Raw genomic sequence first — 22,826 nt, 5'->3', positions numbered from 1 at the left:
GCACGGCGGCGCCTGCTATTCAAACACAATACTCGGCACGGCAGCAGCAGCCGCACCACGCTCTTCGTTGACCCGGTCCCAGACCTTCGAGGCGATGTCGCGGTAGATTTTCGCTTCGGGGCCATCGGGCTTGGAGACGACAACCGGCGTGCCGGCATCCGAGCTTTCGCGAATGCCCATTTCGAGCGGCACCTCACCGAGGAAGGTGACGCCGAGGCGCTCGGCCTCGCGGCGGGCGCCGCCATGGCCAAAGATGTCGTAGCGCTTGCCGGTGTCCGGGGCGATGAAATAGCTCATGTTCTCGACGATGCCGAGCAACGGAACGTCGACCTTCTTGAACATGTTGAGGCCTTTTCGCGCGTCGATCAGGGCCAGATCCTGTGGCGTCGAGACGATGACAGCACCAGCCAGCGGCACCTGCTGGGCCATGGTCAACTGCGCGTCGCCAGTGCCGGGCGGCATGTCGACGACGAGCACGTCGAGACGGCCCCATTCGACCTCGCGCAGCATCTGCGTCAGCGCCGACATCACCATCGGGCCGCGCCAGATCATCGGCGTTTCCTCGTCGACGAGGAAACCCATCGACATTACCTTCAGGCCGTAATTCTCCATCGGTTTCAGGATCTTGCCGTCGACGGTCTGCGGCCGGCCGTGGATGTTGAGCAGCCTGGGCATGGACGGTCCGTAGATGTCGGCATCCAGCACGCCGACGCGCAGGCCGTTGGCGGCGAGGCCGAGCGCGATGTTGACGGCGGTGGTCGACTTGCCGACGCCGCCCTTGCCGGAAGCAACGGCAATGATCGCCTCGATACCGGGCACGCCACGTTTGCCCGAACTGTGCGAGGCGGGCGCGTGCGGAGCCGCACGCGGCGCGGTGGCAGCAGGCGCAGCCGGCGGAACGGGCCTGGGTGCGGGGCGCGACGGAACCGGCGCCTCCATGCCGCCGCCCTTCTTCTCGGCCGTCAGCGCGACGACCGCGCCGGCGACCCCGGGGATTGCCTTGACGACGCGCTCGGCGGCGGCGCGCAGCGGCTCCATTTCCTGGGCACGAGCGGCGGGAACGGTAATCGAGAAGAAGACCTTCCCGTCGGCGATGAAAATCTCCGAAACCATGCCGAGGTCGACGATGTTGCCGGTGAAATCCGGCCCGTTGACCGTCTTCAGACGCTCGGTGACGATTTCCTTGGTGACGGACATGGCAGTTTTTCCTTACGCAGCTTGCGCCTGAGATGCAGCTTGCACCTGAGATAATGCAGTTTCCGGACAGAACCAAGCCGTGGAGCAATGGCTGCCTTGGCGTGCCTGGAAAAGCGGCGGGTCCTGTCGGATTTCATCCGCGCCAAACGTCTTCCAGATAATCGAGCGCCGATGCGGCTAACAATCAGGTCGAGCGACAGTCGTCAAACGATCGCGGCGACCTATTTCGGTGACCAGCACGGGGTCGACAACCAGGAAAGGAGACCATCATGCTCGCAAACAGCAATGCAACGGCCAATCTCGCGGTGAAGGATCTCGCGAAAGCCAAGGCTTTCTATGAGGGAACGCTTGGCCTGAAACAGGTGCACGATGAGGGCGGCGAACTGATCGTCTACAAAAGCGGCGATACCACCCTCAACGTCTATCACTCCCAATTTGCCGGAACCAACAAGGCGACAGCGGTGACATGGATGGTTGGCGACGAGATCGGCAGCATCGTCAAGGAACTGAAGACGAAGGGCGTCACCTTCGAGCACTATGAGATGCCGGGCTTGACGCTGGAGGGCGATCTCCACGTCGGTTACGGAATGAAGGTCGCCTGGTTCAAGGACCCGGACGGCAACATCCTGAACCTTGTGGACAGGTAGATTTCTTTACGTCACCTCGCCAGGCCAACCGCCAGGTAGGTGAGCGCCGAAATCAAAGCGGTGGCCGGCAAGGTGACGATCCAGGCAATGACGATGTTGCCGGCAATGCCCCAGCGCACGGCCGAGACGCGGCGGGCGGCGCCGACGCCGATGATGGCGCCAGTGATGGTGTGCGTGGTCGACACGGGAATGCCGAGCCAGGTCGCGGCAAACAGCGTGATCGCCCCGCCGGTCTCGGCGCAAAAACCCTGCATCGGGTTCAGCCGCGTGATCTTCGAGCCCATGGTGTGGACGATGCGCCAGCCGCCGAACAGGGTGCCGAGCGCCAGTGCCGCCTGACAGGTGAGGACAACCCAGAGCGGTACATGGAAAGTCGCGCCGAGCATGCCTTGCGAATAGAGCAGCACGGCAATGATGCCCATGGTCTTCTGCGCGTCATTGCCACCGTGCCCGAGCGAATAGAGCGAGGCGGAAAAGAACTGCATGACGCGGAAGGTACTGTCGACCGCAAAGGGCGTCTGGCGCACGAAGAGCCACGAGACGACGAAAATCAGGATGAGCGCCAGGATAAAGCCGGTCGCTGGCGACAGGACGATTGCCGCAACCGTCTTGCCAAGCCCTGTCCAGACGATGGCGCCCACGCCTGCCTTTGCCACACCGGCACCTACCAGGCCGCCGATCAACGCATGCGAGCTGCTCGACGGGATGCCGGCGATCCAGGTGACGATGTTCCAGACGATGGCGCCGACGAGCGCCGAGAAGATGACCGCCGGGGTGACGATGCTGACATCGACGATACCCTTGCCCACTGTCTCGGCGACGTGGAGGCCGAAGAACATGAAGGCGATGAAGTTGAAGAAAGCCGCCCACAATACCGCGTATTGCGGCCTTAGCACGCGGGTGGAGACGATGGTGGCAATGGAGTTGGCGGCATCGTGCAAGCCGTTGAGAAAGTCGAAGAACAGCGCGACGCCGACGAGGCCGACCAGCACGGGAAAGGCAATGGTGGCTTCCATCACCTAGACATTCTCAATGACGATGCCGCTGATCTCGTTGGCGACGTCCTCGAAGCGGTCGACCACTTTTTCCAGTTGGCCATAAATCTCGCTGCCGATCATGTACGCCATCGGATCGCTGCTGCCGTGCTTCCTGAAGAGATCCTTCAGCCCTTGCTCGTGCAGGTCGTCGGCCCGGCTTTCGACGCGCATCACCTCTTCGGCGATGGCGTTGAGGCGCACCGTGTGCGTCGCGACCTTGTTGAGCAGCGGGATCGCCTCGGCCACCAGCTTGGCGGCGGCGACGATGACGCCACCCATTTCCTGCATCAGCGGATCGAATTCCTTGCGCTCGAACAGCTTCACCGTCTTGACCGTCTTGTGCATCATGTCGATGGCATCATCCATCGACTGGATCAGGTCCTTGATGTCGCCGCGATCGAAAGGCGTGATGAAGGAGCGCCGCACCGCCAGCAGGACTTCCGCGGTGATGTGGTCGGCCTCATCTTCGAGATCGACGATTTTCTGGCACCAGAGGTCGATGTCCCTGCCCTGGAGAAGCTGCTCCAGCGCCTCGGCGCCGCCGACCACGGTGCGCGAATGTCGTTCGAACAGGTCGAAGAAGCGATCTTCGCGCGGCAAAAGCTTGCGGAACCAGCCCAGCATGGTCGATCTCCCAGTTTCATCCACATAGCGCCGCATCGCGCCGCGGGAAACAGGTAGCCGGCTTAAAGGTGTGGATGCAGGGCAATTGTGCATCGCGCTTGCGGTGAGGCGCGATTTCCCCGACCTTGCAGCGAACCACCGGAAAGATCGCATGATCGACAAGCTGGAATTCTTCATCGCGCTCGCCAGGGAGGAGCATTTCGGCCGAGCGGCGGAGGTATGCGGCGTCACCCAGCCGACGCTCTCGGCCGGCATCAAGCAGTTGGAGGGCCAGCTTGGCGTCATGCTGGTCCTGCGCGGCTCACGCTTCCAGGGGCTGACGCCGGAGGGAAAACAGGTGCTGGTGTGGGCACGCCGCATCGTCGGCGACACCAGGACCATGCGCGAGGAAATGCGCGCGGCGCGCCACGGACTTTCGGGCCGTATCCGCATCGCCGCCATTCCGACGGCGCTCGCCATGCTGCCGCGGCTGACGACGCCGTTTCGCGAAAAGCATCCCGGCGTAACCTTTTCGGTGCTGTCGCGGACCTCGATCGAGGTGCTGTCGCTGCTCGGCAATTTCGACATCGATGCCGGCATCACCTATCTCGACAACGAGCCGCTGGGGCGGGTGACCAGCGTGCCGCTCTATGACGAGCGCTATCAATTGATCACCGCGATGGGAAATCCCTATTCCGACCGCGACAAAGTGACATGGGCGGAGCTCTCAAGCCTGCCGCTGTGCCTGTTGACGCCGGACATGCAGAACCGCCGCATCATCGATCAGCATCTGGCCGAAGCCGGCGTGCAGGTGCGGCCGACGCTGGAATCCAATTCGATGATCGTGCTGTTTTCGCACATCCGCACCGGCAAATGGTCGTCGATCATGCCGCTCAACCTTGCGGAAACATTCGGTTTTTCCGAGCCGATCCGGGCCATTCCGATCGTCGAGCCGGATGCCAGCCACACGGTCGGCCTGGTGGCGACACCGCGCGAACCGCACACACCTTTGGTCTCGGCGCTGCTGGACGAGGCAATGGCGCTGGCGGACGATTTCCACGCCAACCGTTCCGCTAGACAGAGTTAGCCGAACGGAGCGATAGAAAATTTCTATCGTGCAACGAAACCGCTTTATTGATTTCAGAGGTTTTCTCTGGTTTCTTAAGCACTTAGCGATAAAGCGGCACGCGCATGTCGTTGTTCCAAAACAGCTTGATGCTTCTGGCCGATATGTATGGGTCGCTACGATAGGGAGGGCGCTGCATGACAATGCAGCCTGCAAGTACCGAGATCACGTCGCGCACGGTCGCGATCATCCAGGAGATGAAGGGCCTCGAAGGCCCGTTGCTGCCGATCCTCCACGGCATCCAGAAAGAGTTCGGCCATGTGCCCAAGGATGCGCTGCCGGTCATCGCCGAGGCGCTGAACATTTCCAGGGCCGAGGTGCACGGCGTCGTCAGCTTCTATCACGATTACCGAAGCCACCCGGCAGGCCGGCATGTGCTGAAGCTCTGCCAGGCGGAATCCTGCCAGTCGATGGGTTCGGACGCCATCGCCGCCAAGCTGAAGCAATTGCTGGGCATCGGCTTCCATGAGACGACCCGCGACGGTTCGGTGACGCTGGAGCCGGTCTATTGTCTCGGCCTTTGCGCCTGTTCGCCCGCCGCAATGCTGGATGGCGAGGTGATCGGGCGGCTCAATGACGAGAAGCTCGACGAGATCGTTGCAGAGGTGCGCTCATGATCCCGCGCATCTACATTCCCGGCGATTCCGGTGCGCTGGCGCTTGGCGCCGAAAAGGTCGCCAAGGCGATCGCCGGCGAACTCGCCGAGCGCGGCATCGAAGCCAAGATCGTGCGCAACGGGTCGCGCGGCGCCTATTTCCTCGAACCAATGGTCGAAGTTGCGACAGCGAACGGCCGCCTCGCCTATGGGCCGGTAAAGCCGTCCGACGTCAAAAGCCTGTTCGACGGCGGCTTCCTCACCGGCGGCCATCACAAGCGCTGGCTGGGCTCACCGGACAAGATCCCCTTCTTCGCCAAGCAGACGCGGCTGACCTTCGCGCGCTGCGGCGTCACGGATCCGCTTTCGCTCGAATCCTACAAGAAGCATGGCGGGTTGAACGGACTGACGAACGCGCTGGCGCTGACGCCTGCCGACATCGTCGCCCAGGTTACCGAATCGGGCCTGCGCGGGCGCGGCGGCGCCGGCTTCCCGACCGGCATCAAGTGGAAAACGGTGCTCGATACCGCAGGCGACCGCAAATACATCGTCTGCAACGCCGACGAAGGCGATTCAGGCACCTTCGCCGACCGCATGATCATGGAGGGCGATCCGTTTGTGCTGATCGAAGGCATGACGATCGCCGGTATAGCCACGGGCGCGACCAAGGGCTTTGTCTATGTCCGCTCGGAATATCCGCATGCGGTGGCGGTGATGAACAAGGCCGTCGAGGTCGCCCGCAAGGCCGGCGTTCTTGGCGCCAGCGTGCTGGATTCACCTTACGCGTTCGACATGGAGATCCGGGTCGGCGCCGGAGCCTATGTCTGCGGGGAGGAGACGGCGCTGCTCGATTCGCTCGAGGGCAAGCGCGGCATGGTGCGCGCAAAGCCGCCGCTGCCGGCGCATAAGGGGCTGTTCGGCAAGCCGACGGTGATCAACAATGTCATCTCGCTGGCCTCGGTGCCTGTCATCATGGACAAGGGTGCGGCCTTCTACAAGGATTTCGGCATGGGCCGCTCGCGCGGCACGATCCCGATCCAGATCGCCGGCAACGTCAAATATGCCGGCCTGTTCGAAGCCGCTTTCGGTATGACGCTGGGCGAAATCATCGACGATATCGGCGGCGGTACGGCCACGGGACGTCCGGTCAAGGCGGTGCAGGTCGGCGGGCCGCTCGGCGCCTATTTCCCGCGCGCGCTGTTCGACACGCCGTTCGATTATGAAGCCTTCGCGGCAAAGGACGGGCTGATCGGCCATGCCGGCATCGTGGTGTTCGACGACACCGCCGACATGCTGAAACAGGCGCGCTTTGCCATGGAGTTCTGCGCCATCGAAAGCTGCGGCAAGTGCACGCCCTGCCGCATCGGCTCGACGCGCGGTGTCGAGACCATCGACAGAATAGTCGCGGGCATCGAGCCGGAGAAGAACCTCGCTCTGGTCACCGACCTCTGCAACACGATGAAGTTCGGTTCGCTCTGCGCGCTGGGCGGCTTCACGCCCTATCCCGTGATGAGCTCGATTACCCATTTCCCCGACGACTTCAAGCCAGCGCCCGTGCGCGTGGCTGCCGAATAGGAGCTGGCAGATGAACATCAAGGCCGACTTCCCTTCCCTCGTCGAAGAGATCGACTACGGAACCCCCCAATCGAAGGCGCAGAAGCAGGTCACGCTGAACGTCGACGGGCGCAGCATCACCGTGCCGGAAGGCACCTCGATCATGCGTGCCGCGATGGAAGGCGGGGTCGAGATCCCGAAGCTTTGCGCCACCGACATGCTGGACTCCTTCGGTTCGTGCCGTGTCTGCCTTGTCGAGATCGAAGGACGCGGCGGCACGCCGGCATCGTGCACGACGCCCGTCGGCGAAGGCATGATCGTGCGCACGCAGACCGAGCGGCTTGACGCCATTCGCCGCGGCGTCATGGAACTCTATGTCTCGGACCATCCGACCGGCTGGAACGAACAGGCCGGAACCGGCGCGAGCGAGTTCGATGCGGTGGCGAAGTCGATCGGCCTGACCGAGAACCGCTACGGCATCGAAGGCCGCAACCACGTCAAGCCGGAAGGTGGCGTGGCGCCCGGCCATGGCTCGCTGGCGGTCGACTACATCGCCCGCGATGAATCCAACCCCTATTTCACCTATGATGCCTCGCAATGCATCGTCTGCTCGCGCTGCGTGCGGGCCTGCGAAGAGGTGCAGGGCACCTTCGCGCTGACCATCGAGGGACGAGGCTTCGAATCCCGGGTTTCGGCGGGGATGCACGAGGCGTTCATCGATTCGGAATGCGTGTCCTGCGGCGCCTGCGTGCAGGCCTGTCCGACCGATGCGCTGCGCGAGAAGACGGTGCTTGCCAAGGGCCTGCCGGAGCGCTCGGCTGTTACCACCTGCGCCTATTGCGGCGTCGGCTGCTCGTTCAAGGCCGAGGTGAAGGGTGACGAAGTCGTTCGCATGATGCCCTATAAGGAGGGGAAGGCGAACCACGGCCATTCCTGCGTCAAGGGCCGTTTCGCCTATGGCTACGCCACCCACAAGGACCGCATCCTGTCGCCGATGATCCGCGAAAAGGTCACCGACCCGTGGCGCGAGGTGAGCTGGGAAGAGGCGATCGCCCATACGGCCAAGGAATTCCGCCGCATCCAGTACCAGTACGGACGCACTGCGATCGGCGGCATCACCTCGTCGCGCTGCACCAACGAGGAAACCTATCTCGTCCAGAAGATGGTGCGGCAGGGTTTCCGCAACAACAATGTCGACACCTGCGCACGCGTCTGCCATTCGCCGACGGGCTACGGGCTCGGCCAGACCTATGGCACCTCGGCCGGCACGCAGGATTTCGATTCCGTCGACTTCACCGACGTCGCCGTCATCATCGGCGCCAATCCGGCTTCCGCTCACCCGGTGTTCGCCTCGCGGCTGAAGAAGCGGCTGCGCCAGGGCGCCAAGCTGATCGTGCTCGATCCGCGCCGCACCGAGATGGTCAAGTCGGCCCATGTCGAAGCGGATTATCACCTGCCGCTGAAGCCCGGCACCAATGTGGCCGTGCTGACGGCGCTGGCGCATGTGATCGTCACCGAGGGCCTGTTCGACGAAGCCTTCATCCGCGAACGCTGCGACTGGACGGAGTTCCAGGATTGGGCATCGTTCGTAGCCTTGCCGGAAAACAGCCCCGAAACCGTCGGCAAATTGTCCGGCGTCGATCCCGAACTGATCCGCGGTGCCGCCCGCCTCTACGCCACCGGCGGCAACGGTGCGATCTATTACGGCCTCGGCGTGACGGAACACAGCCAGGGCTCGACCACTGTGATGGCAATCGCCAATCTCGCCATGGCCACCGGCAATATCGGCCGGCCCGGCGTCGGCGTGAACCCACTGCGCGGCCAGAACAACGTGCAGGGCTCCTGCGACATGGGCTCCTTCCCGCACGAACTGCCGGGCTATCGCCACATCTCCGGCGAAGCCGTGCGCGATATCTATGAGACCTTGTGGGGCGTGAAGCTGGACGACGAACCCGGCCTGCGCATCCCCAACATGCTGGATGCCGCCGTCGACGGCAGCTTCAAGGGCATCTACATCCAGGGGGAGGACATTCTGCAGTCCGATCCCGACACCAAGCATGTCGCCGCCGGCCTTGCCGCGATGGAATGCGTCGTCGTGCATGACCTCTTCCTCAACGAGACGGCGAACTACGCGCATGTCTTCCTGCCGGGCTCGACCTTCCTGGAGAAGGACGGCACCTTCACCAACGCCGAGCGCCGCATCAACATGGTGCGCAAGGTTCTTGAGCCGAAGGCGCGCTACGCCGATTGGGAGGCGACGCAGGAGCTTGCCCGCGCGATCGGGCTGGACTGGAACTACCAGCACCCCTCCGAGATCATGGACGAGATCGCGATGACCACGCCGAGCTTCGCCGGCGTCTCCTTCGAGTTGCTCGACCGTGTCGGATCCGTGCAATGGCCCTGCAACGAGAAGGCGCCGCTCGGTACCCCGATCATGCACATCGATGCGTTCGTGCGCGGCAAGGGCAAGTTCATCCGCACCGAATATGTAGCGACGGACGAAAGGACGGGGCCGCGCTTTCCGCTGCTGCTCACCACCGGCCGCATCCTGTCGCAGTACAATGTCGGCGCGCAGACCAGGCGCACCGACAACAGCATGTGGCACTCGGAGGACCGGCTGGAGATCCACCCGCACGATGCCGAGAATCGCGGTTTGCGCGACGGCGACTGGGTCCGGCTGACCAGCCGATCGGGCGAGACGACGCTGCGCGCGCTGATCACCGACCGGGTGTCGCCCGGCGTGGTCTACACGACGTTCCATCATCCGGACACGCAGGCCAACGTCATCACCACCGACTTCTCCGACTGGGCGACCAATTGTCCGGAATACAAGGTGACGGCGGTGCAGGTCGGCGCCTCCAACGGACCGTCGGAATGGCAGCGCGACTATGACGAGCAAGCCAAGCAGAGCCGGCGCATCGCGTCTTTGCAGGCGGCGGAGTAGTCTTGAGCGCGCGCCGCAAAGCCACGACGCAGGTATCGCGGCTGGCGCACCGCGCGGTTGGGACGACGGCTGCCAACCGGATGGTGCCGGAAGAGACGCCGGTGGCGTTCTCCTTTGCCGGCACCACGCATGCGGTGATGATGGCAAGCCCGGCGGATTTCGAGGATTTCGCGCTCGGCTTCTCGCTGACCGAAGGCATCATCGCCTTGCCCGAAGAGATCGAAGCCATCGAGGTCGAGGACCATGGCGCCGGCATCGACATTCAGATCCGGCTGAAGGACCGAGCCAACACACGTTTCGAAGCGCGGCGGCGAAGGCTCGCCGGCCCGGTCGGCTGCGGGCTTTGCGGCATCGAATCGATCGAGGAAGCGATGCGCTCGGTCGATGCGGTTGGTGCCTCAAGCCTTACGCTTGATGCCGACGACATCGCTCGTTCGGTCAAGCTTTTGTCCAAAGTGCAGCCGCTGCACACCGAGACCGGAGCGGTACACGCCGCCGGTTTCTATATGCCTGGCAAGGGCATCGTCATGGCGCGCGAAGATGTCGGCCGTCACAATGCGCTCGACAAGCTGGCCGGCGCGCTGGCCAGGGCCGGCATCGATGGCGCATCCGGTGCCGTCGTGGTGACATCCAGGGTGTCGGTCGAAATGGTGCAGAAGACGGCTTCTATCGGCTCGGCCTTCATCATCGCCGTCTCGGCGCCGACCGCCCTTGCCATCCGCACGGCGCAAGAGGCTGGCATGACGCTGGTGGCGCTGGTTCGCGGCGACGATTTTGATATTTTCACCCACCCCGACCGGGTGGTTTGCGGAGTTGCCAAGCATGTCGCATGACGAAGAACACATTATGAGCACCGCCGAGAAGCTGGTGCGCATGGCAAACCAGATCGCCGATTTCTTCCATTCCAAGCCGCGCGAGGAAGGCATTGCCGGCGTCGCCGAGCACATCAACAAGTTCTGGGAGCCGAGGATGCGGCGGCAGTTCTTCGAAATGCTGGACGACGGCACCGGGAACTTCAACGAGTTGGTGGTGGCCGCCTCCGCCAGGATCAGGCGGCCGATCACGCCGGCTGCGGCCGACCTCAAACTCGGACTCGAGCCCTCCCCTGCCGACGTCGCCGCCTCGCAGGAATAATCGCCAAGCCGCGCCGGCTTACATTCGTCATCGCTAAAGTTTAAGCTGCCGCATCCGCGCTGTTCTGCTATGGTTTGACGACCAGAAATCGTCAGGCCGGGGTGGAAATCTCGTGAGGCCGATCGAGACGCGATACGCCCGTAGCGGCGATATGAGGATCGCCTATCAGGTGGTCGGGCAGGGATCGTTCGATCTCGTCTTCGTGCCGGGCTTCATTTCCAACCTCGACCTGCACTGGGAAGACGAGGGCTATACCAGGCTCTTGAAGCGGCTTTCGGCATTCTCGCGGCTGATCCTGTTCGACAAGCGCGGCACGGGTCTGTCCGACCGCGTCGACGCGCATAACCTGCCCAGTCTCGAAACGCGGATGGACGATGTGCGCGCGATTATGGACGCTGCCGGCAGCGGCCGTGCAGCCCTGCTCGGCTCCTCCGAAGGCGCGCCGATGGCGATGCTGTTCGCCGCCACCTATCCGGAGCGGACGCGGGCGCTGGCGCTCTATGGCGGCTATGCGCATTTCCACAAATGGGTGATGTCGCCCGAACGCCTCGACGCTTTCATCGAGATGGCGGAGACAGCCTGGGGCACCGGCGCCACTCTGCCCCATTTCGCGCCGAGCCGGGTCGACGACGCGCATTTCGCCCAGTGGTGGGCACGTTTCGAACGATTGTCGGCGAGCCCGACGGCGGCGGCGGCGCTGGCGCGCATGAACGCCGACGTCGACATCCGCCACATCCTGAACGTGATCAGCGCGCCGACGCTTGTGATTCATCGCCGCAACGATGCGCGGGTCGACCCCGATGCCAGCCGCTTCCTTGCACAGAAGATTCCCGGCGCCCGGCTGGTCGAGATTGCCGGACGCGACCATCCGATCTGGACCGGCGATGTCGACGGGGTGGCCGACTTGATCGAGGAATTCCTGACCGGCGAGCGCGCCGTGGGCGAAGTGGACCGCGTGCTGGCGGCACTTCTGGTGACACGCATCTACGATACGGCGCGGCTCGGCGACCGCATGTGGAGCGAACGCAGCCAACGCTTCCAGGAAACCTGGCGGCTGCTGGTCGGACGCCATGGTGGGCGCTCTGTGGGCCTGCATGGCGAGTTGATGATTTCGCGCTTCGACGGCCCGGCACGCGCCATACGCTGCGCGGCAGCCCTGCGCGAGGCGGCGCAGGAAATCGGCGTGGCAAGCGCGCAAGGGGCGCATGTCGGCGAGATCGAAATGCGCGGTCCGCCCGTTGGGATGACGGCGCGGGTGGCGATGCAGTTGGCCGCCCATGCCGGCCGCGGCGACATTATCGCGTCGCGTCTGATCGCCGATCTGGCGGCTGGGTCGGGCCTGCATTTCACCGACGCCGGGCGCATCAGCGTCGACGAGTTGGAGGAGCCGCTGGCGCTGGTCCATGCGACGTCCGAACAGCATCTGGAACCCGCCTGCCGGCCCAAACCCAGGGTTGCCGAGCCGGCCGCATTGACGGCGCGCGAAAGCGAGGTGGTGAGCCTCGTCGCCGACGGCAAGAGCAATGCCGCGATCGCCGCCGAATTGAGGCTGAGCGAACACACGGTCAAGCGCCATGTCGCCAACATACTGCTCAAGCTGGACCTGCCGTCGCGGGCGGCGGCGGCGGCGTTTTCGGCCAGGCACCCTGGCCCGCACGGGCCATGAGAGCCATGGCGCTTTCGGGCGAAGCGGCCATGGGCGGGTCAGCGCTATCAATTCTCTCCATGCAGGCCAGGCGGATGTCGTCGGGAAAGGTGCTGCGAACGGAGGAGGAAATGCTGACGTCGAACCAAACACTCAAATCGCTTGCGATAGCGGCAGGGCGCCAGCGATGAGGAGATCAAGGAGGCGGCGGCGATGTCCGCGATCGTGCGCCACTGGCCGACGATGCTCAACGGCAGCCAGGTCGATCTGACGACCTTCAAGGAGCAGGCCGACGACGTGTTCGCGGCCGTCAAGGCGAAGTCGCAGTAACAACCACTGCCTGGCGACAAGCGCCCGGCAGCACTTCGACCATCAACCGCCCGGAAGACGGGCCAATGGAGGATGACATGCTGACCAAGACCCAAACAGTGGATGGTGCGGCGATCAAGAAGGCCATCGAAACCCGTGACGGCAAGATGCTGTCGAGCTTTTATGCCGACGACGCGCTGGTGCGGGTGATCGACCGCAACAACCCGCCGAGCAAGCCGCGCGAAATCCGCGGGCGCGCGGCGATCACCACATTCTGGGACGACATCTGCAGCCGGGCGATGACCCATAAGGTCGACACCACCATCGCCGACGGCGACAGCCTCGCCTTCACCCAGGCCTGCGCCTATCCGGACGGCACGAAGGTGTTCTGCGCGGCGATGCTGGAGCTGAAGGACGGGCGGATCGCAAGGCAAACCGTCGTCCAGGCCTGGGACGAGTAGATCAACGGCCGGTGGATAACCGCGGCCTGGGCCGCAAACCTGGAGGAGAAGACGATGTTCAGCGCCAGATGGCAGATCGACGCCAAGTTCGGACACAAACAGACCGTGCTCGACCTGTTGAAGAAATGGGAACGCGAGATCGGCTCGCAGGTCGGCATCGACCAGCTGGAATTCCAGATCATGACCGGTTCGATCGGCGCGCGGGAGGCGACGGTCGAGTCCCATCACCAGGTCGAAAGCCTGGCCCAGTTGGAGGCGTTCTTTGCCAAGATCGGCAAGATCGACGCGCATGCCAAATGGGGCAAGGAGATCGAGCCCTATGTCGTGTCGGGCACCAGCCTGTGGAATATTTATCGCATTGTGGAGTAGTGATTCTTCTCCTCGTTTCACGGGGAGAAGAATCCGGCAGGCAGATGAGGGGCGGAGCCCGCTTTGCCAGGGACGTGCTGCCCCTCATCCGGCCCTTCGGGCCACCTTCTCCCCGTAAAACGGGGAGAAGGGAAGGCGCTAGCTGTGAGCCACCATCACATGGCGCACGGCGGTGTAGTCTTCCAGCGCGTAGAGCGACATGTCCTTGCCGTAACCGGACTGTTTCAGCCCGCCATGCGGCATCTCGTTGGTCAGCATGAAGTGGGTGTTGATCCAGGTGCAGCCATATTGCAGGCGGGCGGCCGTCGCCATGGCGCGCGAGACATCCTTGGTCCATACCGATGACGCTAGGCCGTAGTCGCTGTCATTGGCCCAGTTCACCGCGTCGTCGACTTCCGAAAAACGAGTAACCGAGACGACCGGGCCGAACACTTCGCGGCGGACAATCTCATCTTCCTGCAGCGCGCCGGCGACGACGGTCGGCTGGTAGTAGAAGCCAGAACCCTCGCCCGGCTTGCCGCCGGTGGTGATCTCGATGTGCTTCAGTTCCGAGGCCCGCTCGACGAAACTCGACACGCGGTCGCGCTGGCGGCGGGAGATGAGCGGGCCGATCTCGTTTTCAGTGTCGTCGGGACGGTTGTATTTGATGGTCGAGACGGCCGAGGAGAGATCGGCGACGAGTTTGTCGTAGATCTTCCTGCCGGCGTAGATGCGGCAGGCGGCGGTGCAGTCCTGGCCGGCATTGTAATAACCGAAGGCGCGCAGGCCGTTGACCACGGCACCGAGGTCGGCGTCATCGAAGACGATGACCGGCGCCTTGCCGCCGAGTTCGAGATGCGTGCGCTTGACCGACTTGGCAGCCGCCTGCAGCACCTTCTTGCCGGTAGCGACGTCGCCAGTGATCGATATCATGTTGACCTTGGGATGATTGATCAGCGTGTTGCCGACGCTGTCGCCGCGGCCGAGCACGACGTTGACCACGCCCACCGGCAGAATATCGGCGAGGATCTTCGCCAGCTTCAGCGCCGTCAGCGGTGTCTGCTCGGATGGTTTGAAGACGACGGTATTGCCGCCGGCGATGGCCGGCGCCAGCTTCCAGGCCATCATCATCAGCGGGTAGTTCCACGGCGCGATGGAGGCGACGATGCCGATCGGATCGCGCCGGACCATGGAAGTGTGGCCGGGCAGATATTCGCCGGCGACGACGCCGGGCATCGAGCGAACGGCGCCGGCGAAGAAGCGGTAGCAATCGACGATCGCCGGGATTTCGTCGTTGAGCACGGCGTTGATCGGCTTGCCGCAGTTGAGCGCCTCGAGCGTGGCGAACTCCTTCGCGTCGGCCTCGATGCGGTCGGCGATCTTCAGCAAATAGCCGGAGCGCTGCGCCGGCGTGGTGCGCGACCACAAGACAAACGCCTGTTCGGCGGCGGTGACCGCCGCCTCGATCTGTGCCTGGCTGGCCTCGGGCAGGTTGAGGATGGTCGCCCCGGTCTTTGGATTGAGGATCGGCTCCTCGGTCTCGGTGCCCTTCTCGAATTTCGAGCCGATCAGCATCTGGGTGTCCATAAGGTTTCTCCCTTAACAGGAGCGAGTAGCGAGTAGCTGAAAGCGAGTAGGGTTTGACCGTCGATCTTCCCTATTCGCTATTCGCCACTCCCTATTCGCTGTTTTTCATTTCCCGCTTCCCGCGATCTGGTCGCCGTCACGGGTGAGGTAATAGGCGGCAAGGATCGGCAGCAGCGTCACCAGCATGACGACCATGGCGACGACATTGGTGACCGGGCGCTGGCGCGGACGGATCAGCTCTTCCAGCATCCAGATCGGCAGCGTCTGCTGCTGTCCGGCGGTGAAGGTGGTGACGATGACCTCGTCGAAGGACAGCGCGAAGGCCAGCATGCCGCCGGCAAGCAGTGCCGTGGCGATGTTGGGCAGCACGACATGGCGAAAAGTCTGAAAACCGTCGGCGCCGAGATCCATCGACGCCTCGATCATCGATCCGGAGGTGCGGCGAAAGCGGGCGACGGCATTGTTGTAGACGACGACGACGCAGAAGGTGGCGTGGCCGAGCACGATCGTCCAGAACGAGAACGGGATATCGGCGAGCGAAAAGGCCGAGCGCAGCGCGATGCCGGTGATGATGCCGGGCAGGGCGATCGGCAGGATGACCAGCAGCGAGATGGTTTCGCGGCCGAAGAATTTTGTCCGCGACACCGCCGCCGAACAGAGCGTTCCGAGGACCAAAGCAATCGCAGTCGAGATCGAGGCAACCCTGACCGATAGCGACAGCGCCTGCCAGACATCCGGCCGGTTCCAGGTCACGGCGAACCATTGCGTCGTCAGCCCTGGCGGCGGCCAGACGAAGCTCTTCTCCTCGGTGGTGAAGGCGTAGACGAAGATCAGCAGGATGGGCAGATGCAGGAACAGCAGGCCGCAGGCGGCGGCTATCTTCAGGCCGAGCGGAGCCGACTGGGAACCATCAGAGCGCATCGAAGGCCCCCATGCGCTTGGCGCCCCAGAGGTAGAAGCCCATGATGACGATCGGCACCACGGTGAAGGCGGCGGCGAGCGGGATGTTGCCGGCGGTGCCTTGCTGCGAATAGACGGCCTGGCCGATGAACAGGCGCGAGGTGCCGATGATCTGCGGGATGATGTAGTCGCCGAGCGTCAGCGAGAAGGTGAAGATCGAACCGGCGACAATGCCCGGCAGGGCCAGCGGGAACAGCACGTTGCGGAAGGTCTGTCCCGGCGAAGCCCCCAAATCGGACGAGGCCTCGACAAGATTGCCCGGTACACGTTCGAGCGCTGCCTGAACGGGGAGGATCATGAACGGTAGCCAGACATAGACGAAGACGATGAAGGTGCCGGTGAACGATACCGACAGCGAATTGCCGCCGACAATCGGCAGCGACAGCCATGCGTCGAGCACCCACAACAAATGCAGCTTGGCGAGCAGCCAGGTGAGGATGCCTTCCTTGGCCAGGATCAGCTTCCAGGCGTAGATCTTGACCAGATAGCTCGACCACAGCGGCAGCATGATGCCGAGATAGAACAGCGCCTTCCAGCGGCCGCGCGCATAGCGCGCCGCGTAATAGGCGATGGGGAAAGCGATGACGGCCGAGGCCAGCGTGACCAGGGCCGCCATCGTCACCGTGCGCAGGATGATGTCGAGATTGGCGGCCTGGAACAGATCGCCATAGGTCTTGAGCGTGAACTCACGGTTGATGAGGCCGGAAAACTCGTCGATGGAGAAAAAGCTCTGCGCCAGAAGCGCAAACAGCGAGCCGATATAGACGATACCCAGCCACAGAACCGGAGGCAGCAGCATGAGCAGCAGCAGGACCTTCGGCTTGCGCCAGAAAAGGTCCGATAGCGCGCCGCGCAGACCGCCGCTGCCGGGCAGGATGGCGGGCGCTGTTGCACGCATCATGGCGGCGTCGAGGCTCATGCCGGCTCGTCCATCAGATGCAGGTGCTCGCGGTTGAAGGTGAGCACCACCGCCTCGCCTTCCCCAGGCAAGGCCGTGCCGGCGGGCACGATGGCGTGCAGCCGCAGCCCGTCGGCGTCGAGCGCCAGCTTCGTCGTGGCGCCGAGATAGTTGGTCGAGACGAGGCGGGCGGATACGCCTTCGCCACTTGTGCCCGCGCTGGCCGCGCGGCCGACACGAATGGATTCAGGGCGCAGGCTGCCCCAGCGATGCTGGCCGGAATAGCGCTGGACGAAATCCGGCGGCAGCACGTTGGAGGAGCCGACGAAATCGGCGACGAAGCGCGTCTTCGGTCGCTGGTAGATATCTTCCGGCGTGCCGACCTGCATGATTTTGCCATCGTTGAAGACGGCGACGCGGTCGGCCATCGACAGCGCTTCGCCCTGGTCGTGGGTGACGAAGACAAAGGTGATGCCGAGCGCCTTCTGCAGCGACTTCAACTCCTCCTGCATGTTCTCGCGCAATTTGAGGTCGAGCGCGCCGAGCGGCTCGTCGAGCAACAGCACCTTTGGCTGGTTGACCAGCGCACGGGCGAGTGCCACGCGCTGGCGCTGGCCGCCGGAAAGTTGGCCGGGGCGGCGGGCGCCGTAGCCGGGCAGCCGCACCATCGACAGCGCTTCTTCCGCCGCCTTGTGCCGCTGAGCCTTGCCGACACCCTTGACCATCAGCCCGTAGGCGACGTTGTCGAGCACGTTCAGATGCGGGAACAGCGCATAGTCCTGGAACACGGTGTTGACGTTGCGGCGATAGGGCGGAACGCCCTCGGCGCGTTCGCCGAAGATCGAGATCGAGCCCGATGTCGGCTGCTCGAAGCCGGCGATGAGGCGCAGGCAGGTGGTCTTGCCGGAACCTGACGGGCCGAGCATGGCGAAGAATTCGCCCGGCACGATGTCGAGATCGACCGCGTCGACGGCGCGCACGCTGCCGAAATGGCGCGAGGCTTTCTGGAAGGAGACGGCGGAGGTCATGGGCTGTCCTGATCTGTCAGGCAAATCAATTCGGGCTGCGGTGCAGCGTTCTTCTAGCGGGCGTTTGCGCTGCCCCTCATCCGCCTGCCGGCACCTTCTCCCCGTACAGTGACGGGGAGAAGGGAAGCACTCCAAGGCCGGTGACCCCCCTCTCCCCGCTTCTTCACGGGGAGAGGGTAAGGTCAGGGGCGGCGCTGCACTCTCAGGCGAAGCGCGGAATCACCTTCCGCCGATGACGCCGATATAGTCCGACACCCAGCGGTAGTACGGCACGCATTGGTCGTTCTGGGTGGCGCATTTCGACACCGGGGTCTTCCAGAACTTGATCTTGTCGAAGTTCTCGTAGCCGTTGGTCTTGCAGCCCTCGTCGGTCAAAAGCTCATTGCCCTTGCAGGCGGCGGGCACCACGGGCAGCGAACCGAACCAGGCCGAGACGTCGCCCTGCACCTTGGGCGACAGCGAATGTTCCATCCACATATAGGCGCAGTTGGGGTTGGCCGAATCGGCTTCCATCATCGTGGTGTCGGCCCAACCGGTCGCGCCCTCCTCCGGAATGGTGGACGCTATCGGCTTCTTGGCGGCGACCAGCGTGTTGACCTGGAAAGGCCACGAGCCGGAAGCGACGACGCCCTCGTTCTGGAAATCGTCGACCTGGATGGCGGCGTCATGCCAGTAGCGGCCGACCAGCGTGCGCTGGATGCGCAGCAGGTCGAGTGCCGCCTTGTACTGGTCCTCGTTCAGTTCGTAGGGATCCTTGATGCCGAGTTCCGGCTTGTGGAACATCAGATAGTTGGCGGCGTCTGCGACGTGGATCGGCCCGTCATAGGCCTGGACGCGGCCCTTGTTGGACTTGCCGTCCGGCAGCTTCATTTCCTCGAAGACTATGTTCCAGCTCTTGGGAGCTTCCTTGAACACGTCGGTGTTGTACATCAGGACGTTCGGACCCCACTGGTAGGGAACGCCGTAATGGGCGCCGCCAACGGTGAACCACGGCGCGTCCTTGAGGCGCTCGTCGACCGTTTTCCAGCTCGGGATGAGATCGGTGTTGATCGGCTGCACGCGCTTGCCGGCAACGAGGCGCAGCGAAGCATCGCCCGAAGCCGTGACGAGGTCGAAGCCACCCTCATTCATCAGCGAGACCATCTCGTCGGAGGTGTTGGCGGTCTTGACGTTGACCTTGCAGCCGGTCTCCTTCTCGAAGGAGGTCACCCAGTCATAGCCCTTGTCGGTTTCGCCGCGCTCGATGTAGCCCGGCCAGGCAACGATGTTGACCTGGCCCTCGCCCTTGCCAAGTTCCTTGACCTGGGCGACGGCTTGACCGGAGAAGGTCAGCGCGACCGTCAGAGCAGTGCATGACTTCAGGAATGAATTCATTGTCGATCTCCCATTTAGGCGCCTGGCCCCGAAGGCCGGTTTCGGTCTTCGCTAGGGGTCACGCGCGGACTGAAAACTGTCAGTTCGTCCGTTGGGCTTGATGCCGCTCTGATGGCGGCTTTGGTCCCTGAACCGGAAAGTGCTTTGAAAATTCCGGTTTCGCAAATTCATTTATCAGAAGGGCGATATCGGTTTTTCCGATAGGTTGGCAGCCGATCTCTCAGGGACGCTGGCGAACCGTCCGTTGCGACTGGGCAAGACCGATGAAATCGCGCGCGGCCTGCGGCAGACCGGAGCCGCGCCGCCAGACCATGCCCACCTGGACCACCGGCAAGGAGCCGGAAATATCGCGCGATTCGATGCGGTCGCCTTCCAGCGACCAGGGCCGGTAGACGAGGTCGGGCAGCAGCGCCACGCCGGCGCCGGTGGCGACGAGACTGCGCACGGCTTCCACGGAACGGGTGCGGAAGGCGACATGCGGCTTGGCGCCGATTGCCGTCAGCAGCTTGCCGGTATTCTCCTCGATCTCGTCGACGGTCAGCATGATCAGCGTTTCGGAGGCAATGTCGCCAATGCTGATGATGTCGGCGCCGACGAGCGGATGACCGAGCGGCAGCCACAGCCGATAGGCCGAGACTTCGAGGATTTCCGACTGCAACGCGGTGCGGTCGCGCAAATTGGAGGTGACCATGACGGCAATGTCGAGCTTGCCGCCGATCAGGAGGTGTTCGAGATAATCGCCATTGTCCTCGATGGCCGAGACCTCGACACCGGGATAGGCGCGGCGGTAGCGGGCAAGCAGATCCGACAGCACATAACCGGCAACCAGCGAGGTGACGCCGAGCTGCAGCCGGCCGGCCGCCACCGCCTGCTCGCCGGAGAAAGAGCGGCGCGCGTCGGAAACGTCCGCGAGGATTTTCGTCGCGTGGCGCAGGAACTGGTGGCCCTTGTGGGTGATGTTGAGGCCGCGCGGATGGCGTTCGAACAGTTCGACGCCGAGATCGCTTTCGAGCTCCTTGATCGCTTCGGTGACCGACGACTGCGAGATTGACAGGTTCTGCGCGGCGCCCGAAACCGTGCCTTGCTCGGCGACGGCGATGAAGAACTGCAACTGGCGGATGGTGAAAGCCATGGCCGGACTAAACACGGCGGACGCGATGCTGGGAAGTGGCAACCGAACACTTGACGGCTTCGCCAATCGTAACTAACTAAGTTACATGAAACGCAACAGCCGACTGTCCTCGACCTTGCACATTCTCGTCCACATGGCCGAGAAGCCCGAACAGGCGCTGACCTCCGAGCAGCTTGCCACCTTCATCCACACCAATCCGGTTGTGGTCCGCCGCACCATCGCAGGCTTGCGCGATGCCGGCATCGTCACCTCGTCGCGCGGGCACGGTGGCGGCTGGCTGCTCGGGCGGGCGCCCGAGAAAATATCCCTGGCCGAGATCAGCGTCGCCCTTGGCGAGACGCTGCTGCCGTTCAGCACAGAGCCGGAAAGCCCCGGCTGCCTCGTCGAGCAGGCGGTGATCGCCGTCCTCGACGATTTTCGCATCGCCGCCGAAAGGCTGCTGGCGGAGAAGCTGAGCCGCATCACGCTGGCCGACCTGACCGCCGATTTCCGCCGCCGTTTTGATCTCATTGGAGTCTCCAGCCATGCAGTATGATCTTGCCGTCATCGGCGGCAGCTTTGCCGGCCTGTCCGCCGCCATCCAGGTGGCGCGGGCAGGACGCAAGGTGCTGGTGATCGACGCGGGCCAGCCGCGCAACCGCTTTGCCGAGCATTCGCACGGCTTCCTCGGCCAGGACGGGCGCGCGCCTGGCGCAATCCTGGCTGACGCAAGGCGGCAGCTGCTGGCCTACCCGACAGCCAGGGTTGTCGACGGGCGCGCCGACAAGGCCGTTGCCGCCGGCAGCAGCGATTTCGAAATCACCACCGATGGCGACGAGACATTCGGTGCCGCACGATTGGTGCTGGCCACCGGGGTGCGCGATATCCTGCCGGAGGTTGCCGGGCTTGCCGAGCTCTGGGGCAGGAGCGTGCTGCACTGCCCCTATTGCCACGGCTACGAGGTTTCCGGCGGGCCGCTCGGCGTGCTCGCAACCGGCCCGATGTCCCTGCATCAGGCACAGCTGATCGCCGATTGGGGTGATGTCACACTGTTCGGCAATGGCCTGTTCGAACCCGACACAGATCAGATGCGCGCGTTGGAGAGCCGAAAGGTGCGGTTTGAGCCCACCAGCGTTGCCGAGCTAAGGGAAGACGGCTCCGGCGGGTTGATCGTCCACCTCGACGATAGCCGAAAGGCCGGCGTCAGGGCGATGTTCACCGCGCCGCGCAACATCATGGCCAGCCCGCTGGCCGAACAGCTCGGCTGCGGCTTCACCGAAGACCTCCTCGGCCCGGTGATATCAGTCGATGACAGGCAGCAGACGACCGTGCCCGGCGTCTACGCCGCCGGCGACGCGGCACGTTCGATGCACAATATTGCCTTTGCGGTATCGGGTGGCACCTTTGCGGGCGTCTGCGCCCACCAGTCGCTTGTGTTCGGCTAGAACCCGGCTTCCTCGCCGGCGATGCTGAGCCGCGCGCCGGCCTGGGCCAGGGCGGCAGCCAGGTCGTGCGGCGGCGAGCGGTCGGTGGCGAGTTCGGAAAAGCTGTCGAAGCCGCAGACCTGGACCAGACCAAGACGGCCGAATTTCGAGTGATCGGTGATGACGAGGGACCGCTGGCCGCGCGACAGCACCATGCGGGCGAACTCGGCCTCATCCAGATCAAAATCCATGACGCCCATCACCGCGTCGACGCCGCCGGTGGAAATGATGGCGTGGCTGACCGAAAAACGACTGACAAAATCGATTGCCGAGGCGCCGAAAGCAGCGCCGGAATCGCTGCGCAGCTCGCCGCCTGCCATATAGACCTTGTTGCCGTTGATGGTGGCCAGGGTGCGGGCAATATCCGAGGAATTGGTGACGACCGTCAGGCGCCGGTGGCCGAGCAGTTCACGCGCAAGGAACGAGGTCGTCGTGCCGGTGTCGAGCATGATCGATTCGCCGTCGCGTATGGTGGCGGCGACCATGCGGGCAATGACGCGCTTGGCGTCGGCGTTCTCACGCATACGCCGCTCGAACGGCGCTTCGCCGATCATCGACGGCAGGCCGATGGCGCCATGCATCTTGAGGACAGAGCCGTCACCAGTCAGCGGCTTGACGTCGCGGCGCACCGTCTCGAGCGACACGCCCAGCCGGTCGGCCAGACTGGCGATGGTGACGGTGCCCTCTTCCTGCAGGAGCCGCAGGATCTCGCCGTGTCGTTTGGACTGGGCCATCTGGTTTCCCGAACTGATGCTCCTGACCGATTTTAAGGTAATTCAAGTGC

Annotated in this window: 21 protein-coding genes and 2 pseudogenes; 13 read left to right on the top strand and 10 right to left on the bottom strand. The window is 63.8% G+C overall.

All coding sequences use genetic code 11. From position 1 onward, the window contains the following. Positions 1–15 precede the first annotated feature (15 nt). Positions 16–1,197, bottom strand: coding sequence for an Mrp/NBP35 family ATP-binding protein (locus NP945_RS06500; RefSeq protein ID WP_256745882.1), 1,182 nt, complete (start codon positions 1,195–1,197; stop codon positions 16–18). 269 nt (positions 1,198–1,466) lie between these two features. Here NP945_RS06500 and NP945_RS06495 point away from each other — a divergent pair, with 269 nt between their 5' ends. Beyond that, positions 1,467–1,844, top strand: coding sequence for a VOC family protein (locus NP945_RS06495; RefSeq protein ID WP_256745881.1), 378 nt, complete (start codon positions 1,467–1,469; stop codon positions 1,842–1,844). An 11-nt stretch (positions 1,845–1,855) separates the two neighbouring features. Here NP945_RS06495 and NP945_RS06490 read toward each other — a convergent pair whose 3' ends face one another. Further along, a complete protein-coding gene (locus NP945_RS06490) occupies positions 1,856–2,860 on the bottom strand; it encodes an inorganic phosphate transporter (protein ID WP_127267014.1) in 1,005 nt (334 codons plus the stop codon). Positions 2,861–2,863: 3 nt separating this feature from the next. Continuing rightward, complete coding sequence (locus NP945_RS06485) at positions 2,864–3,505, bottom strand: DUF47 domain-containing protein (RefSeq protein ID WP_127267007.1); 642 nt, start codon at positions 3,503–3,505, stop codon at positions 2,864–2,866. Positions 3,506–3,656: 151 nt separating this feature from the next. On the opposite strand from NP945_RS06485, the gene NP945_RS06480 reads away from it, so the two are divergent. The 10 genes and pseudogenes from NP945_RS06480 to NP945_RS06440 all read left to right on the top strand — a co-directional run bounded on the left by NP945_RS06480 (position 3,657) and on the right by NP945_RS06440 (position 13,621). Continuing rightward, positions 3,657–4,571 carry a LysR family transcriptional regulator gene (locus NP945_RS06480; RefSeq protein WP_127267008.1) on the top strand — a complete coding sequence of 305 codons (915 nt, stop codon included), beginning with the start codon at positions 3,657–3,659 and terminating at the stop codon, positions 4,569–4,571. Positions 4,572–4,747: 176 nt separating this feature from the next. Next, entirely contained in the window at positions 4,748–5,227 is a 480-nt protein-coding gene (locus NP945_RS06475) for a formate dehydrogenase subunit gamma (RefSeq protein ID WP_256745880.1), read from the top strand. Next, positions 5,224–6,780 carry an NADH-quinone oxidoreductase subunit NuoF gene (locus NP945_RS06470; protein WP_256745879.1) on the top strand — a complete coding sequence of 519 codons (1,557 nt, stop codon included), beginning with the start codon at positions 5,224–5,226 and terminating at the stop codon, positions 6,778–6,780. The genes NP945_RS06475 and NP945_RS06470 overlap by 4 nt, the downstream gene beginning before the upstream one ends. A gap of 10 nt (positions 6,781–6,790) precedes the next feature. After that, positions 6,791–7,154 (top strand): annotated as a pseudogene (locus NP945_RS31935) (2Fe-2S iron-sulfur cluster-binding protein); the annotation flags it as partial. Positions 7,155–7,213: 59 nt separating this feature from the next. Beyond that, positions 7,214–9,703, top strand: a pseudogene (gene fdhF, locus NP945_RS06465) (formate dehydrogenase subunit alpha); the annotation flags it as partial. Positions 9,704–9,705: 2 nt separating this feature from the next. Further along, the gene (fdhD, locus tag NP945_RS06460; RefSeq protein WP_127267011.1) at positions 9,706–10,536 is read left to right on the top strand and encodes a formate dehydrogenase accessory sulfurtransferase FdhD; all 831 of its coding nucleotides are present in this window, start codon (positions 9,706–9,708) and stop codon (positions 10,534–10,536) included. Then, the gene (locus NP945_RS06455) at positions 10,526–10,837 is read left to right on the top strand and encodes a formate dehydrogenase subunit delta (protein ID WP_023811684.1); all 312 of its coding nucleotides are present in this window, start codon (positions 10,526–10,528) and stop codon (positions 10,835–10,837) included. Before fdhD ends, NP945_RS06455 begins: the two co-directional genes overlap by 11 nt. 112 nt (positions 10,838–10,949) lie before the next feature. Further along, positions 10,950–12,503 (top strand): alpha/beta fold hydrolase, encoded by a 1,554-nt coding sequence (locus NP945_RS06450; RefSeq protein WP_256745877.1) that lies wholly within the window; start codon positions 10,950–10,952, stop codon positions 12,501–12,503. 386 nt (positions 12,504–12,889) lie between these two features. Next, the gene (locus NP945_RS06445) at positions 12,890–13,252 is read left to right on the top strand and encodes a nuclear transport factor 2 family protein (RefSeq protein ID WP_023811681.1); all 363 of its coding nucleotides are present in this window, start codon (positions 12,890–12,892) and stop codon (positions 13,250–13,252) included. A 54-nt stretch (positions 13,253–13,306) separates the two neighbouring features. Beyond that, the gene (locus NP945_RS06440; protein WP_256745876.1) at positions 13,307–13,621 is read left to right on the top strand and encodes a hypothetical protein; all 315 of its coding nucleotides are present in this window, start codon (positions 13,307–13,309) and stop codon (positions 13,619–13,621) included. Positions 13,622–13,759: 138 nt separating this feature from the next. Here NP945_RS06440 and NP945_RS06435 read toward each other — a convergent pair whose 3' ends face one another. The 6 genes from NP945_RS06435 to NP945_RS06410 all read right to left on the bottom strand — a co-directional run bounded on the left by NP945_RS06435 (position 13,760) and on the right by NP945_RS06410 (position 20,579). Continuing rightward, on the bottom strand, positions 13,760–15,187 hold the full coding sequence (locus NP945_RS06435; RefSeq protein ID WP_256745875.1) for a gamma-aminobutyraldehyde dehydrogenase: 1,428 nt from the start codon (positions 15,185–15,187) through the stop codon (positions 13,760–13,762). A gap of 105 nt (positions 15,188–15,292) precedes the next feature. Next, entirely contained in the window at positions 15,293–16,108 is an 816-nt protein-coding gene (locus tag NP945_RS06430; RefSeq protein ID WP_127320604.1) for an ABC transporter permease, read from the bottom strand. Further along, entirely contained in the window at positions 16,098–17,048 is a 951-nt protein-coding gene (locus NP945_RS06425; protein WP_197031622.1) for an ABC transporter permease, read from the bottom strand. The genes NP945_RS06430 and NP945_RS06425 overlap by 11 nt, the downstream gene beginning before the upstream one ends. 14 nt (positions 17,049–17,062) lie before the next feature. After that, positions 17,063–18,073, bottom strand: coding sequence for an ABC transporter ATP-binding protein (locus NP945_RS06420; protein WP_256745874.1), 1,011 nt, complete (start codon positions 18,071–18,073; stop codon positions 17,063–17,065). 219 nt (positions 18,074–18,292) lie between these two features. Next, a complete protein-coding gene (locus NP945_RS06415) occupies positions 18,293–19,447 on the bottom strand; it encodes an ABC transporter substrate-binding protein (RefSeq protein WP_256745873.1) in 1,155 nt (384 codons plus the stop codon). A 220-nt stretch (positions 19,448–19,667) separates the two neighbouring features. Beyond that, positions 19,668–20,579, bottom strand: a complete 912-nt coding sequence (locus NP945_RS06410) for a LysR substrate-binding domain-containing protein (protein WP_013528025.1) — start codon at positions 20,577–20,579, stop codon at positions 19,668–19,670. 85 nt (positions 20,580–20,664) lie between these two features. On the opposite strand from NP945_RS06410, the gene NP945_RS06405 reads away from it, so the two are divergent. Beyond that, a complete protein-coding gene (locus tag NP945_RS06405; protein ID WP_024503367.1) occupies positions 20,665–21,114 on the top strand; it encodes an Rrf2 family transcriptional regulator in 450 nt (149 codons plus the stop codon). Continuing rightward, the gene (locus NP945_RS06400; RefSeq protein ID WP_256745872.1) at positions 21,104–22,003 is read left to right on the top strand and encodes an NAD(P)/FAD-dependent oxidoreductase; all 900 of its coding nucleotides are present in this window, start codon (positions 21,104–21,106) and stop codon (positions 22,001–22,003) included. The genes NP945_RS06405 and NP945_RS06400 overlap by 11 nt, the downstream gene beginning before the upstream one ends. Here the strand turns inward: NP945_RS06400 and NP945_RS06395 are convergent. Beyond that, positions 22,000–22,776, bottom strand: coding sequence for a DeoR/GlpR family DNA-binding transcription regulator (locus NP945_RS06395; protein ID WP_027039687.1), 777 nt, complete (start codon positions 22,774–22,776; stop codon positions 22,000–22,002). The genes NP945_RS06400 and NP945_RS06395 overlap by 4 nt on opposite strands. Between the last annotated feature and the right edge of the window lie 50 nt (positions 22,777–22,826).

This window comes from Mesorhizobium sp. LMG17149, from assembly GCF_024518695.1.
Classification (GTDB): domain Bacteria; phylum Pseudomonadota; class Alphaproteobacteria; order Rhizobiales; family Rhizobiaceae; genus Mesorhizobium.
The sequence above is the reverse complement of the archived record's forward strand: the minus strand, read 5'-3'. Positions and strand labels throughout refer to the sequence as shown.